Annotated in this window: 13 protein-coding genes and 1 riboswitch; of the genes, 2 read left to right on the plus strand and 11 right to left on the minus strand. The window is 69.4% G+C overall.

What is annotated here, in order from left to right; all coding sequences use genetic code 11:
* Window positions 1–270: 270 nt before the first annotated feature.
* Window positions 271–477: a DUF5999 family protein gene (locus tag GXP76_RS27600; protein WP_277993892.1), complete on the plus strand. Its 207-nt coding sequence runs from the start codon at window positions 271–273 to the stop codon at window positions 475–477.
* A gap of 71 nt (window positions 478–548) precedes the next feature.
* Here the strand turns inward: GXP76_RS27600 and gcvP are convergent, their stop codons facing one another.
* Entirely contained in the window at window positions 549–3,434 is a 2,886-nt protein-coding gene (gene gcvP / locus GXP76_RS27605; protein ID WP_242574331.1) for an aminomethyl-transferring glycine dehydrogenase, read from the minus strand.
* A 178-nt stretch (window positions 3,435–3,612) separates the two neighbouring features.
* Window positions 3,613–3,710: riboswitch (glycine riboswitch) on the minus strand.
* A gap of 112 nt (window positions 3,711–3,822) precedes the next feature.
* On the opposite strand from gcvP, the gene GXP76_RS27610 reads away from it, so the two are divergent.
* A complete protein-coding gene (locus tag GXP76_RS27610) occupies window positions 3,823–4,224 on the plus strand; it encodes a PRC-barrel domain-containing protein (RefSeq protein ID WP_242574332.1) in 402 nt (133 codons plus the stop codon).
* A 10-nt stretch (window positions 4,225–4,234) separates the two neighbouring features.
* On the opposite strand, the gene GXP76_RS27615 is transcribed toward GXP76_RS27610, so the two are convergent.
* The 10 genes from GXP76_RS27615 to pgsA all read right to left on the minus strand — a co-directional run bounded on the left by GXP76_RS27615 (window position 4,235) and on the right by pgsA (window position 14,080).
* Window positions 4,235–5,638, minus strand: coding sequence for a DNA polymerase IV (locus GXP76_RS27615; RefSeq protein ID WP_242574333.1), 1,404 nt, complete (start codon window positions 5,636–5,638; stop codon window positions 4,235–4,237).
* 48 nt (window positions 5,639–5,686) lie between these two features.
* Window positions 5,687–6,253, minus strand: coding sequence for a MerR family transcriptional regulator (locus tag GXP76_RS27620; RefSeq protein WP_242574334.1), 567 nt, complete (start codon window positions 6,251–6,253; stop codon window positions 5,687–5,689).
* Window positions 6,254–6,438: 185 nt separating this feature from the next.
* On the minus strand, window positions 6,439–6,912 hold the full coding sequence (locus GXP76_RS27625) for a bifunctional nuclease family protein (protein ID WP_031232239.1): 474 nt from the start codon (window positions 6,910–6,912) through the stop codon (window positions 6,439–6,441).
* 53 nt (window positions 6,913–6,965) lie between these two features.
* Complete coding sequence (locus GXP76_RS27630; protein ID WP_242574335.1) at window positions 6,966–7,718, minus strand: MerR family transcriptional regulator; 753 nt, start codon at window positions 7,716–7,718, stop codon at window positions 6,966–6,968.
* A 17-nt stretch (window positions 7,719–7,735) separates the two neighbouring features.
* Window positions 7,736–8,644 (minus strand): FHA domain-containing protein, encoded by a 909-nt coding sequence (locus GXP76_RS27635; RefSeq protein ID WP_242574339.1) that lies wholly within the window; start codon window positions 8,642–8,644, stop codon window positions 7,736–7,738.
* An 85-nt stretch (window positions 8,645–8,729) separates the two neighbouring features.
* On the minus strand, window positions 8,730–9,500 hold the full coding sequence (locus tag GXP76_RS27640; RefSeq protein WP_242574336.1) for a DUF881 domain-containing protein: 771 nt from the start codon (window positions 9,498–9,500) through the stop codon (window positions 8,730–8,732).
* A gap of 5 nt (window positions 9,501–9,505) precedes the next feature.
* Complete coding sequence (locus GXP76_RS27645) at window positions 9,506–9,838, minus strand: small basic family protein (RefSeq protein ID WP_023543062.1); 333 nt, start codon at window positions 9,836–9,838, stop codon at window positions 9,506–9,508.
* Window positions 9,835–10,764 carry a DUF881 domain-containing protein gene (locus tag GXP76_RS27650; protein ID WP_242574337.1) on the minus strand — a complete coding sequence of 310 codons (930 nt, stop codon included), beginning with the start codon at window positions 10,762–10,764 and terminating at the stop codon, window positions 9,835–9,837. Before GXP76_RS27650 ends, GXP76_RS27645 begins: the two co-directional genes overlap by 4 nt.
* 97 nt (window positions 10,765–10,861) lie before the next feature.
* Window positions 10,862–13,357 (minus strand): mannose-1-phosphate guanyltransferase, encoded by a 2,496-nt coding sequence (locus GXP76_RS27655; RefSeq protein WP_242574338.1) that lies wholly within the window; start codon window positions 13,355–13,357, stop codon window positions 10,862–10,864.
* A 114-nt stretch (window positions 13,358–13,471) separates the two neighbouring features.
* A complete protein-coding gene (pgsA, locus tag GXP76_RS27660; RefSeq protein ID WP_078078411.1) occupies window positions 13,472–14,080 on the minus strand; it encodes a CDP-diacylglycerol--glycerol-3-phosphate 3-phosphatidyltransferase in 609 nt (202 codons plus the stop codon).
* Window positions 14,081–14,211: the final 131 nt, after the last annotated feature.

Raw genomic sequence — 14,211 nt, forward strand, 5'->3', positions numbered from 1 at the left:
GGACTAGGCCGTGTTTCGAAAAAGGCGGGACTTTCGAAACACGGCCTAGTCCTGATGGGCCACCCCGAACCACCCGAACGGACAGCCCAGTTGGGCTGAACCGTCCGGGCGGGTGACACGTCCTTAAGCAGAGACGAGCGCTGCCGCGAAATCCCTGCGGAACGACGCCCGTGGGGCAACACTGGGGTACGGACCAAGAGAAACCGGGGGGCGGCCATGAATACATCGAGCCGCAGGACAGTCACCACGACGCAGCGAAAGAAACCATCCATGTGCCAGCATCAGCCAGCCTGCCCGACAGCCGAATCAGCCGACCGGGAAGCCGCGCGACTCGCGGCTCACCACCCGGAACAGGGCTGGAGCCTGCTGTGCAACGGTGTCCTGCTCTTCGAGGACACCGGTGAGCTGCTGCCCGACGGGCAGATCATCGCGCCGCACCGGCCGTCCGTGAGCGGACAGGTGATGACGGCGGCCTGACGCCGTCGGTACGAAGGGGGCCGGCCCGGAGAGTTCACTCCGCACCGGCCCCGACGCAGTGGTGCCGTCCGTCAGTTGTCGTAGTCGTCCAGCGGCGGGCACGAGCACACGAGATTGCGGTCACCGAACGCACCGTCGATCCGGCGGACCGGCGGCCAGTACTTGTCGGCCGGCGAGACCCCGGCCGGGAAGACCGCCTCCTGACGGCTGTACGCGTGCTCCCACTCCCCGCCCAGCGCGGCGGCCGTGTGCGGAGCGTTGCGCAGCGGATTGTCGTCCGCCGGCCACTCGCCCGACGCGACCTTCTCGATCTCGGCGCGGATCGCGATCATCGTCTCGCAGAACCGGTCCAGCTCGGTCAGGTCCTCGCTCTCGGTGGGCTCGATCATCAGCGTGCCGGCCACCGGGAACGACATGGTCGGCGCGTGGAACCCGTAGTCGATGAGCCGCTTGGCGATGTCGTCGACACTGACGCCCGTCGCCTTCGACAGCGGACGCAGATCCACGATGCACTCGTGCGCCACGAGTCCGCCCGGACCCGCGTACAGCACCGGGAAGTGCGGTTCCAGGCGCTTGGCGATGTAGTTGGCGGCCAGGACCGCGACCTGCGTGGCGCGCTTCAGGCCCTCGCCGCCCATCAGCCGTACGTAGGCCCAGGAGATCGGCAGGATCCCGGCCGAGCCCCAGGGGGCCGCCGAGATCGGTCCGACACCGGTCGCCGGTCCCGCGGCGGGCTGGAGCGGGTGGTTGGGCAGGTACGGCGCGAGGTGGGCGCGCACGCCGACCGGGCCGACACCGGGGCCGCCGCCGCCGTGCGGGATGCAGAAGGTCTTGTGCAGGTTCAGATGCGAGACGTCCGAGCCGAACCGGCCCGGCTTCGCCAGCCCCACCAGCGCGTTGAGGTTGGCGCCGTCGACGTACACCTGACCGCCGGCGTCGTGCACCGCCGCGCAGATGTCGGTGATGTGCTCCTCGAACACCCCGTGCGTGGAGGGGTAGGTGACCATCAGGACGGCCAGTTCGTCGCCGTGCTTCTCGATCTTGGCGTGCAGGTCCTCGACGTCGACGTCACCGTCCTCGCAGGTCTTCACGACGACGACCTTCATACCGGCCATGACGGCGCTGGCGGCGTTCGTCCCGTGCGCGGACGACGGGATGAGGCAGACGGTACGGCCGGTGTCGCCGTTGGCCCTGTGGTACGCCCGTACGGCCAGCAGTCCGGCCAGTTCGCCCTGCGAGCCCGCGTTGGGCTGGAGGGACACCGCGTCGTAGCCGGTGACCTCCGCCAGGCGCTCCTCCAGCTCACGGATCAGAGTGAGATAGCCGCGCGCCTGGTCGGCCGGCGCGAAGGGGTGCAGCGCGGCGAACTCCGGCCAGGTCACCGGCTCCATCTCGGTGGTCGCGTTGAGCTTCATGGTGCAGGAGCCGAGAGGGATCATGCCCCGGTCCAGCGCGTAGTCCCGGTCGGCGAGCCGGCGCAGGTAGCGCAGCATCGCGGTCTCGGAGCGGTGCTGGTGGAAGACCGGGTGCGTGAGGTAGTCGTCGGTGCGCAGCAGAGAGTCCGGCAGCGCGTCGCGGGACGCGGCGTCCAGGGCCTCGATGTCGCCCTTGACGCCGAACGCCGTCCATACGGCGGTGAGCTGCGCGCGCCCGGTGGTCTCGTCGCAGGCGAGCGAGACGTGGTCGGCGTCGACGAGGCGGAGGTTGACCCCGCCCTCGCGGGCGGCGGCCACCACGTCGGCGGCCCGGTCCGGGACCCGTACGGTCAGCGTGTCGAAGTAGGACTCGTGCAGGATCTCGACGCCGCCGGCGCGCAGACCGTCGGCGAGGAGGGTCGCGAAGCGGTGGGCACGCTCGGCGATCGCGCGCAGCCCGTCGGGACCGTGGTAGACGGCGTACATTCCCGCCATCACGGCGAGCAGGACCTGCGCGGTGCAGATGTTGCTGGTGGCCTTCTCGCGCCGGATGTGCTGCTCGCGGGTCTGCAATGCGAGCCGGTACGCCTTGTCGCCGTCGGCGTCCACGGAGACTCCCACGAGCCGTCCGGGGAGGCTGCGGGCGAACTTCTCGCGTACGGCCATGAATCCGGCGTGCGGTCCGCCGAAGCCCATGGGGACGCCGAACCGCTGGGAGGTGCCGACCGCGATGTCCGCGCCCAGCTCGCCGGGTGAGGTGAGCAGTGTGAGGGCCAGCAGGTCGGCGGCGACGGTGACGACGGCGCCGAGTTCGTGCGCCCGGTCGATGACGGGCTTGATGTCCCGTACGGCACCGGAGGCTCCGGGGTACTGGACGAGTACGCCGAAGACACCGCGCTCGGCGGCCTCGGCGGGGATTCCGTCGGCCAGGTCGGCGACGACGACCTCGACACCGGCCGGTTCGGCCCGGGTGCGGATCACGGCGACGGTCTGCGGCAGGGCGTCGGCGTCGACCAGGAAGACGCCGTCCTTGACCTTGCCGACGCGGCGGGCGAGGGCCATGGCCTCGGCGGCGGCCGTGCCCTCGTCGAGCAGGGAGGCTCCGGACGTCGGCAGGCCGGTCAGATCGGCCACGACGGTCTGGAAGTTGAGCAGCGCCTCCAGACGGCCCTGGGAGATCTCGGGCTGGTACGGCGTGTACGCGGTGTACCAGGCCGGGTTCTCCATCACGTTGCGCAGGATCACCGGCGGCGTGAACGTGCCGTAGTAGCCGAGACCGATCATCGGGGCGAGGACCTTGTTGCGGTCGGCGAGGGATCGCAGCTCCGCCAGGACCTCGGCCTCGGTGCGCGCGTCGGGCAGCCGGAGGGCCTCGGCGCTCTTGATCACGTCGGGCACCGCGGCGGCGGTCAGCTCGTCGAGCGAGCCGTAGCCGACCTGCGCGAGCATCTTCGCCTGGGCGGCGATGTCGGGGCCGACATGGCGCCGCTCGAAGGGCGTGCCGCGCTCCAGCTGGGAGAGCGGCGTGCGGTGGTCTGTCATTCGGGAGGCCTCCTGGTCTGGCGCGACCTGCGAGGGGCACCGATACACGGGTGCCCGGACGGCCTCCCCCTCTGTCACATCAACCTGAGAGTTTCACCGGTCCGCCGCGAGGCGGGCCGGCTTTCACCGTCGGTGAGAACCGATGCCGTCCGACACCTGTTCTGCTTTCCAGAGTGACCTCGTCCATGCGGTACGGGGGCCTGAGAGATTCCGGGGAGGATTTGCTCCTTCGGCGCCTCCGGCAGTCTCACCGGATGGCTCTCCCGCACGGGGTCGACAGCCACTGGCCAGCCTACCAGCGAGGTCTCGCCATGGAGTTCGAGTGGCCGATACCCGAGATGTGCCCTTTCGTAGGGTGAGGGAGCATGTGCGACCAGTTGGAGGGACCGTGCAGACCGACATCGATCCGCGCAACCTGATCGGCCGCAAGGCGTACGACCGCGACGGGCACAAGATCGGCACCGTCGACGAGGTGTATCTGGACGACGCGACCGGCGTACCGGAGTGGGCGGCGGTACGGACGGGGCTGTTCAGCCGGGACGCGTTCGTGCCGCTGGCCCCCAGCACGTACCGCAACGAGACCCTGCACGTCCCGTACGAGCGCGGCCTGATCAAGGGCGCCCCGGACTTCGGTGTCGGCCGCCATCTCTCCCCCGACCAGGAGATCCAGCTCTACCACCACTACCGGCTGGCCCTGCCGGAACCGGCGGCCCCGGAGACCCCGCCCCGTCCGGCGGACCGCGACTTCGGCCACGTGGCCGGCCGCGACGAACCGGGCGCCACCTCGTAGGCCGTATCCCTCAGGGGGGCGGTGCCGCCGGATCCTGTTCCGCCGCGACCAGGGGCAACGGCTCCGACAGCTCCAGGTCCGGATCGTCCGTACGGAAGGTCCGCACCCGGCCCGGGACCACCGACGTCGGTTCCTCGAACCGTACGGTGACCCGCCCCACGCCACTGCCCTGCACCCACCCGGCGCCGTATTCGGTGTGCCGCACGTCGTGGCCGGCCGGCCAGTGCCGCTCGGTGACCGCCTCCGCGTCTGTCTCCGGCTCCCGCTCCGGCCGCGGCTCGGACTCCTCCGGTGCGTCCGCGGGGTCCGCCTCACCGCCGGCGCCCGTGGCCTGCGCGTCCGCCGCCGCCTGCGCGAACAGATCCTCCTGGGTGTAGTCGGTCAGCCCCGTCACGCCCACCCCCAGCAGCCGGACCCCTCCGGTGGTGTCCAGGGACTCCAGCAGCCTCCCCGCGGCCTCACGGACCACGCCCGGGTCGTCGGTGGGCCCGCGGAGCGTCTCGGAGCGGGTGAGCGTCGAGAAGTCGTACCGCCGCACCTTCAGGACGATCGTCCGGCCCGAGTGCCCGGACCGCCGGAGCCGCTCCACACACCGGTCCGCCAGCCGGTCCACCTCGGTCCTGACCCGCACCCTGTCGTGCAGGTCGACGTCGAAGGTGTCCTCCACCGAGACGGACTTGGTCTCACGCTCGGCCACCACCGGCCGGTCGTCGTGCCCCGAAGCCATCCGGTACAGGGAGGTGCCGTGCGCCTTGCCCACGAGCCGTACGAGCTCGTCCTCGCCGGCCTCCGTCAGGTCGGCGATAGTGGTCATCCCCGCCCGGCGCAGGTGCTCGCCGGTGGCCGGTCCCACCCCGGGCAGCGTCCGTACGCTCATCGGCCCCAGCAGTTCGCGCTCCGTGCCCGGCTCGATGAGCAGCAGACCGTCCGGTTTGGCCTGCTCGGAGGCGATCTTCGCGAGCATCTTGGACCCGGCGAGCCCCACCGAACCGGTCAGGCCGGTCACGGCCCTGATGTCCCGGCGCAGGCGCTCGCCGGTTGCCCGCGCCGACGCCGAGTCGCGGGCGGATCCGCCCGCCTCCAGATCGACGAACGCCTCGTCCAGGCTCAGCGGCTCCACCAGCGGTGACAGCCCGCCCAGCAGCCGCATCACCTGCTCGCTGACCGTGCGGTAGAGCGTGAAGCGCGGCACCAGATACGCCGCGTTCGGCGCGAGCCGTCTCGCCTGCGCCATCGGCATGGCCGAGTGGACCCCGAAACGCCTCGCCTCGTACGACGCCGTCGAGACCACCCCGCGCGGACCGAGCCCCCCGACGACGACCGGCTTTCCACGCAGGCTCGGCTTCGCGGCCTGCTCGGCGGCGGCGAAGAAGGCATCCATGTCGAGATGCAGGATGGTCGGCGCGGGTCTCACCCCACCGATGCTCCCCTACACCACTGACAATCGCCCCGGAGCGGGGGTTCAGACGGCCCGGTCGCGGCGTCTGCGGGCGAGCTCGTCGGCGGGGTTGTGGCCGATCAGGGTCTCGCCGGTGTCGACGCGCTCCCCGTGCAGCTGTGAGAGCGCCGTTTCGACGTCTCGCCACACCACCCCGACCGCGATGCCGAAGATGCCCTGACCGCCCTGGAGGAGGTTCACGACCTCGTCCGGGGACGAGCACTCGTACACCGTCGCGCCGTCGCTCATGAGCGTCATGCGCTCCAGGTCGGCCGCCTCGCGCCCGCACAGGTGCCGGAGGGCCGCCCGGATGTTCTGGAGGGCGACGCCGGTGTCCAGGAAACGCTTCACGATCTTGAGGAAGACCACGTCCCGGAAGCTGTAGAGCCGCTGGGAGCCCGACCCTCGCGCGGGGCGCACACTCGGCTCCACGAGCCCCGTGCGCGCCCAGTAGTCCAACTGGCGGTACGTGATGCCCGCCGCCGCGCAGGCCGTCGGTCCCCGGTAGCCGACCGTGTCGGTCGTGGGGTCGGACGTACTGCCGTGAAGCGGGTACGGGTCGTTCGCCGTACCGTCGCCGCTGCTTCTCACACCGACCTCCGTCCTTGACCTGCCCCGTCGACGGTAAGCAGTCCCTTCGGGCGCGTCAACGATCGCCACGCTGGGCACGCCGAGTGATAATCACCCTGAGGGTGGTTTCGCGTACCCCGTCACCGGGAAAGGCTGGTCGAATGCGCTGGCAGAGTCCGGTATGACGGGCGTCGGCCGGTCACCGCTCACTGGCTGTTGGTCCCGAAATCCTCCGGAGAGATCTGGTCGAGGAATTCGCGGAACTTCTCGACCTCGTCCTCCTGCTCGTCGGGGATGGCGATGCCCGCGTCGTCCAGCACCCCGTCACTGCCGTAGATCGGCGTGCCGGTGCGCAGCGCCAGCGCTATGGCGTCGGACGGCCTGGCACTCACCTCGACACCGCTCGCGAAGACCAGCTCCGCGTAGAAGACTCCTTCGCGCAGGTCGGTGATGCGCACCTGCGTCAGTTCCTGGCCCACTGCCTCAAGGACATCCTTGAAGAGGTCATGGGTCAGTGGTCGGGCCGGTGCCATGCCCTGTTGGGCGAAGGCAATAGCGGTAGCCTCCCCAGGCCCGATCCAGATGGGAAGGTACCGGTCGCCTCCCACTTCACGCAGGAGCACGATCGGTTGGTTGGAGGGCATTTCCACCCGGACACCCACGACGTCGAGCTCGTTCACACAGCAACCCTAGGACGTGCCCGGTCGGTTTGGGTAGTCGGACTCCCCCAAGATCAGGTAAGCCGGACCCCGAGAGCGGTCTGCACCAGTGCCGCGTGCAGCCGCACGGAGAGCGCGGCGAGCTCCTTCGTCGCGGCCTCGGCATGGGCTCTGGTCTGCGGATTGCGGTGCCGGCGCAGGGGAGCGACGACCTGCTCGACCAGTCCGGCCTCACGGTCGGCGGCCGCTTTCACCGCTCGCAGATGGCGTGGTTCCAGACCGAATCTTCCGAGTTCCGCGACAATTTTTGCCACCGTCACGGTCTCGGAGTCGTAGCCGCCGTCCGCCATCGGGGCGATGAGCCCGTACGACTCCCACTCCTCCAGCTCGCTCTCGCCCGCGTCGGTGGCCGCCAGCAGCTCCGCACGGCCGATCGTCGGGGCGGTGGGCAGCTCGGGCTCGGCGTCCCATGTGGAGCCGATGAGCTCCCGCTGGGCGCCCTGGGAGGCCGGTGCGGGCAGCGGGAGCCGCTCGCCGCGTGCGACCGCGTCCAGATGCTCCCTGATGACCTTGAGGGGCAGATAGTGGTCCCGCTGCATGCGCAGGACCTGGGTCAGGCGCTCGATGTCCTCGGTACCGAACTTCCGGTACCCCGACGGGGTACGCCGGGGCTCGACGAGACCTTCGGACTCCAGGAACCGGATCTTGGAGATGGTGACCTCGGGGAACTCGTCCCTGAGCTGGTTCAGCACCATGCCGATGCTGACCAGACGGTCACCCGTGGGGGCGGTGCCGTGACCGGCACCGCCCGTCGGCGGTCGCAGCATGGACCTTCCCTGAAGGGTCACACGCCCCGCTGGCTCGCGTAGAAGACCAGCCGGTACTTGCCGATCTGGACCTCGTCGCCGTTCGACACGGCCACGGCGTCGATCCGCTCCCGGTTGACGTACGTCCCGTTGAGGCTGCCGACGTCGGAGACCGTGAAGTGGCCCTCGGGGCTCCTGCGGAACTCGACATGCCGCCGCGAGACGGTGACGTCGTCGAGGAAGATGTCGCTCTGCGGGTGCCTTCCGGCCGTCGTCAGGTCGCCGTCCAGGAGGAACCGGCTGCCCGAGTTGGGGCCGCGGCGCACGACGAGGAGCGCGGAACCGAGCGGAAGCGCGTCCACCGCGGCCTGCGCCTCAGGCGAGAGCGAGGGAGCGGCCGTCTGACCCGTCGCCTCCGCCTCGTACGCCTCGAGGCCCGAGATGGAGATGGTCGAGGTCGTCTCCGAAGGACGCTCCGCGGGCGTTCCGGCCCTCAACGGCGCACCGCAGTTGGAGCAGAAACGACTGTCCTGGGTGTTGCGGTGCCCGCACCTCGTACAAACCGGCAAGGCCGCCATGGACGGACCCTCCTGACCGGGGGGAAACCCTCCACCCGTACTTGAGGTTGATGGTCCACCGAAACCTATGCCGCCGGAACTCGCGGGGTCAACAGACGACGCGCCCTGGCCGCCCGGATTGTCCCCGGCGCCCACCTCGTCGCGGAAGAGCGGACGCTCGCCGCCCTGCTCCGCGTCCTGGCCGTGGCGCGGTGCGCGATGCCGGGCGTTACCGCCGTCCTCGCGTGCACTCCTGCCGAACAACTTTCCAAACAACTTCACGGGCGATTCCCCTTGACCTGAACAGACCCGCCCGTGGGGCAGGACGAACCCTGAATGAACACACCTGCCGACTCGGACATCTTCACAACGTCCGTATCCATCAGACAGTTTCCACCACGCACCACGCGGAATGTGCGCCGACCCCCCGGAACCTTCTGCCCTGGTCCGCGCTTGCGCATGCGCCCCGGCCACATCACGACGACGACCGAGCGTAGTCAGGCCGCTGCGCGGGTCGCAAGGCGTCGACGACGATCTCGTCCGCGGCCGACACCGTGGCCGTGGCCTGCTCCTTCTCCAGCGTCTGCACGACACCTCCGGGGATGTTGAGCGCCGGCTCCAGATCCTGTGGTTTGCCGATCACCTTGAAACGGTAAGGGGCGCTGATCCGCTTCCCGTCCACCTCGATGTCACCGTCGCTGCCGGAGAGGTACGTCGCGGCGACCACCCGGACCCCGTTCACCTGAATGGCCTCGGCGCCGGCCGCCCGCAGCTCCTGGATCGCGTCGAGCAGCATGTCCGAGTCGATGCTGTCGCCGTGGTCCTGGACGGTGAGCGTGATGCCGGGCCCCTGAGCGGCGACCGTACCGGCCAGGATGCCGAGCTGCTGCTCCTTCTCCCGCGTCTGCTTACGCGCCTCCTCGGCCTGGTCGGAGCTGGTCTCCAGCTCCGTCTGCTGGTCGTCCAGCCGCTGCTTCTCGTCCTCCAGCCGCTCGGTGCGGCCGTCGAGCTCGTCCAGGATCCGTACGAGGTCCTCCTGGCGCGCGCCGCGCAGCGCGCTGTCGTCGTTGGTCGACCTGACCTGGATGGCGAGACCGAGTCCCAGCACGAACAGCAGGACGGCGACGATCAGTTGGGCCCGGGTGACACGCGGCGGCCACAGTCCGGCTGCGAGCCGCTGGCGGCCCGTGAGCTGCCGCGGCTCGGCGGACGGCGGGGGCGGCGGCGGGGTCTGTTCGCTGTTCATCGGCGTCACGCCCGGAAGACGTGCCGGCGGATCGCGGCAGCGTTGGAGAAGATCCGGATGCCGAACACCACGACCACACCGGTGGACAGCTGCGCGCCGACACCGAGCTTGTCACCGAGGAAGACGATGAGCGCCGCCACCACCACGTTCGACAGGAACGACACCACGAACACCTTGTCGACGAAGATCCCGTCGAGCATGGCCCGAAGCCCCCCGAAGACCGCGTCGAGAGCGGCGACGACGGCGATCGGCAGATACGGCTCGACCACCGCCGGCACCTCGGGTCGAACCAACAGTCCGACCACGACTCCCACGACGAGGCCAAGTACCGCGATCACGATGTGCCCTTCTCTGTGTCTGCCGCAGCCCCTCCGTCGCCCTTCCCCGGGTCGGCGGCCTTCGGCTCTGCTGTACGTACGATCAGGCTCGGCGCGGCAGGAAGGCGCACCGTCTCCTGGTCGGAAATGCTGGTGCGGACACCGAAGTTCTCCTGCAGCGAGTGCAGGTACTGCCCGTCGGCGCTGTCCTGGAATGCGGTGCTCAGGTTTTTCCCGTCCCCCACGGCCAGCACCGTGTACGGCGGCGCCAGCGGCTTGTTGTCGACCAGTATGGCCTCACCGGCGGCCCTGATCGCCGAAAGGGCCGTCAGACGCTGGCCGTTGATGGACACCGCCTCTGCCCCGGACTCCCACAGACCGTTGATGATCTGCTGCATGTCCCGGTCCCTGACCCGGCCGTTGTCCGAGAAGTTGGTGCTCTCGCGGGGGCCGCCGGCGCTCTCGTCGGCGGTCTTCGCGTCGTCGACGACGAGCTTCACGCCCGGCCCCTCGACCTCCGTGGAACCCGACAGGAGCGCCACCAGTTCGCCCTGTTCGCCGCCGTGGTCCCGCAGCGCCTCGCGCTGCTGGGCGCCCACTTCGTCACGGAGCTTGTCCACCGTCCGTTCGAGGGTGTCCGCGGACGCCGTCTCGGCGTCGATCCGGTCGATCAGCTCCTCGCGCTCCTTGGCGACGACCGGCGCGTCGATCCGCGCCTCGGCCGCGCCCACGGTGACGACCAGCGCGGCCAGTACGAGCCCCGCCGCCAGGCCCAGCTTCGCCCGCAGCGTACGGGGCAGTCCACCGTCCTCGGCGTCCCTGCGGGCGGCCGCCTCGGCGTACCCGTCGTCCAGGCTGTGGTCCATCACATTGTTCAGCAGCGACATGGACGCGTCGGGACGCCGGGGTGGCGACGGTGTGCTCCGAACGGGTGGCTGCTGCGGCATGCCGCACATCGTCGCACGGCACGGGCGTTACCGCCGAATGGCCCCACCGGTGTGCCGGAGGGCGTCGGCCACCCGCCTCCGGCACACCGTCATCAGGTCACTGACCTGCGCTGTCCACGACCGCCGACCACTCGTCGAGCAGAGCCTGGGCGGAGGCGTCGTCCGGCCCCTCGGCCCACAAATGGGTGACGGCCTCGGCGGGCGCCGGAAGCACCATCACCCACCGTCCGTCGGCCTCCACGACCCGGACTCCGTCGGTCGTGTCGACGTCCCGGTCGCCGGCCGCCTCCACAACCCGCCGCATGACCAGACCCTTGACGGCCCAGGGGGTCGCCAGATCCCGGCGCAGCACATGGGCGCGCGGAATACGGGCGTCGATCTGGCTGAGCGTGAGCTGCGTACGGGCGACCAGACCCAGCAGCCGTACGAAGGCCGCCGTGCCGTCGAGGAGGCTGCTGAACTCCGGAACGATGAACGCGCCGCGGCCGTCGCCGCCGAAGATCGTGGCATCCTCGCGGCCGACCCGTGTCAGGTCGTCGGGCGACGTGGTCGTCCACTCGACCTGGGTCCCGTGGTACGCGGCGACCTGCTCGGCGATCCTGGTGGTGGTGACGGGCAGCGCCACCCGCCCGCTGCGCCGCTCGGCGGCGACCAGGTCGAGCAGCACCAGCAGGGCGCGGTCGTCCTCGATGATCCGGCCGCGCTCGTCGACGAGCGACAGCCGCTCACCGACGGGGTCGAACCGCACCCCGAACGAAGCCCGCGCCGACGCCACGATCTCGCCGAGCCTGACCAGCCCGGACCTGCGGGACTCGACCGTCTCGGTGGGACGCGCCTCGTCGAGGCCCGGGTTGATGGTCAGCGCGTCGACACCGAGCCGCCCGAGAAGACTGGGCAGAACAAGCCCCGCGCTGCCGTTGGAGGCGTCGACGACGACCTTGAGCCCGGCCTCGGCGATCCCCGACGTGTCGACGTTCCTGAGCAGCGAGCCGGTGTACGAGTCGAAGACGCTCGCCGGGAAGTGCAGGTCCCCGATCTCGCCCGGGAAGGCCCTGCGGTACTCCTGCCTCGCGTACACCCGGTCCAGCTTGCGCTGCCCGCCCTGGGAGAGGTCGGCGCCCCGTTCGTCGAAGAACATGATGTCGACGGAGTCCGGCACACCGGGCGTCGTCCGGATCATGATGCCGCCGGCGCTGCCACGCCCGGTCTGCTGGCGGGCGACCGGCAGGGGCACGTTCTCCAGGTCGCGTACGTCGATGGCGCTGGCCTGGAGGGCGGAGATCACGGCCCGTTTGAGAGCACGCGCACCACGCGAGTGGTCGCGCGCGGTGGTGACGGTGGAGCCCTTCTTCAGCGTCGTCGCGTACGCGCCCGCCAGCCGCACGGCCAGCTCGGGGGTGATCTCGACGTTGAGAATCCCGGAGACCCCGCGCGCGCCGAAGAGATGCGCCTGTCCCCGCGACTCCCAGATCACCGAGGTGTTGACGAAGGCGCCGGCCTCGATGGTCTTGAACGGATACACCCGGACATTGCCCTGGATGATCGATTCCTCGCCGACAAGACACTCGTCACCGATGACCGCGCCGTCCTCGATCCGGGAGGCGCGCATGATGTCGGTGTTCTTGCCGATCACACAGCCACGCAGATTGCTGTGCTGCCCGATGTACACGTTGTCGTGCACGACGGCCCTGTGGAGGAATGCCCCTGACTTGACGACCACGTTGGACCCGATGACGGTGTGCTCGCGAATCTCGGCGTCCGCCTCGACCTTGGCGTAGTCACCGATGTAGAGCGGCCCGCGGAGGACGGCGTCCGGATGGACCTCGGCGCCTTCGGCGACCCACACTCCGGGGGAGATCTCGAACCCGTCGAGATCGACGTCGACCTTCCCCTCCAGGACATCCGCCTGGGCCTTCACATAGCTCTCGTGCGTCCCGACGTCTTCCCAGTAACCCTCGGCGATATAGCCGTAGACGCGCTTGCCCTCCTTCATGAGCTGGGGGAAGACGTCGCCCGACCAGTCGACGGAGGTGTCGGCCTCGACGTAGTCGAAGACCTCGGGCTCCATCACGTAGATGCCGGTGTTCACCGTGTCCGAGAAGACCTGACCCCAGGTGGGCTTCTCCAGGAAGCGCTCGACCTTCCCCTCCTCGTCCACGATCGTGATGCCGAACTCCAGTGGATTCGGCACACGGGTCAGACACACCGTGACCAGTGCGCCCTTCTCCTTGTGGAAGGCGATGAGGTCCGTCAGGTCGAAGTCGGTGAGAGCGTCACCGGAAATGACGAGAAAAGCGTCGTCCTTGAGCGCCTCTTCGGCGTTCTTCACACTCCCCGCGGTGCCGAGCGGCTTCTCCTCATTGGCATAGGTGAGTTCCATTCCAAGCTCTTCGCCGTCACCGAAGTAATTCTTCACGAGCGAGGCGAGGAACTGAACGGTGACAACGGTCTCACTGAGCCCGTGCCGCTTCAGCAAACGCAGCACATGCTCCATGATTGGCCGATTCGCCACCGGCAGCAACGGCTTGGGCATGCTCGAGGTCATGGGACGAAGACGTGTGCCTTCGCCGCCAGCCATCACGACTGCCTTCATGTCGGAAGCGTCCTCCTTGAAGAGACGGTCTCGCCGACGTCACCCATCTGAACAGGCCGCATGGCAGGCATCAGGTGCGGGCCGGCGACTCTGCACGGCACCACATCGACGAGCTCAATCGGCCACTCTGTCCGCTCTGACGAGCCGGCGGACCTGGACCACGTAGAGGATCCCTGCCCACCAATACAGAGTTGTACCCCATCCAGCGAACGCCCATCCGAAAACTTCGGCAAGTGCTGCGAGCCATCCGCTCCCGTCGCTCAGCAGAAGCAACGGGAAGGCATACATCAAGTTGAAGGTAGCCGCCTTTCCCAGGAAGTTCACCTGGGGAGGCGGATAGCCGTGCCTGCGGAGGATACCCACCATCACCAGCAGCATCAGCTCGCGCGCCAGAAGCGCCGCGGTCAGCCAGAGGGGCAGGATCTCGCGCCAGGTGAGGCCCACCAGGGTGGAAAGGATGTACAGCCGGTCAGCGGCGGGGTCCAGAAGGCGCCCCAGGTTGCTGATCTGGTTCCAGCGGCGAGCGAGGTAACCGTCGAGATAGTCGGTCACGCCGCTGAGCATCAGGACGAGCAATGCCCAACCGTCGCTGTTCGGTCCGCCGAACTCCGGGCGGAGGATGAGCCACAGGAAGAGCGGCACGCCCAGGAGGCGAGCCATGCTCAGGATGTTGGGGATGGTGAACACCCGGTCCGTCTGGACGCGGGTCTCCTGAACCTCCACCCGGGGGCCTCCTGTGCGGGGATGTACCGACGATGCCCCCTGACCTTACCCGGACGGACCGCCGGCGGACGCCGTGGGGTTTGGGGTGTGGAGTTGGACCGACGGCCGTGGAACGGGGTCTTGAACGCAGA

This window comes from Streptomyces sp. NP-1717, assembly GCF_022695985.1.
Taxonomy (GTDB): domain Bacteria; phylum Actinomycetota; class Actinomycetes; order Streptomycetales; family Streptomycetaceae; genus Streptomyces.

Excerpts from the sequence above, each read along its gene's own strand:
- GXP76_RS27655 (WP_242574338.1), bottom strand. The coding sequence starts at position 13,357 with ATGAAGGCAGTCGTGATGGCTGGCGGCGAAGGCACACGTCTTCGTCCC.
- GXP76_RS27640 (WP_242574336.1), bottom strand. The coding sequence starts at position 9,500 with ATGAACAGCGAACAGACCCCGCCGCCGCCCCCGCCGTCCGCCGAGCCG.
- gcvP (WP_242574331.1), bottom strand. The coding sequence starts at position 3,434 with ATGACAGACCACCGCACGCCGCTCTCCCAGCTGGAGCGCGGCACGCCC.
- GXP76_RS27650 (WP_242574337.1), bottom strand. The coding sequence starts at position 10,764 with ATGCCGCAGCAGCCACCCGTTCGGAGCACACCGTCGCCACCCCGGCGT.
- GXP76_RS27600 (WP_277993892.1), top strand. The coding sequence starts at position 271 with ATGTGCCAGCATCAGCCAGCCTGCCCGACAGCCGAATCAGCCGACCGG.
- GXP76_RS27630 (WP_242574335.1), bottom strand. The coding sequence starts at position 7,718 with ATGCTGCGACCGCCGACGGGCGGTGCCGGTCACGGCACCGCCCCCACG.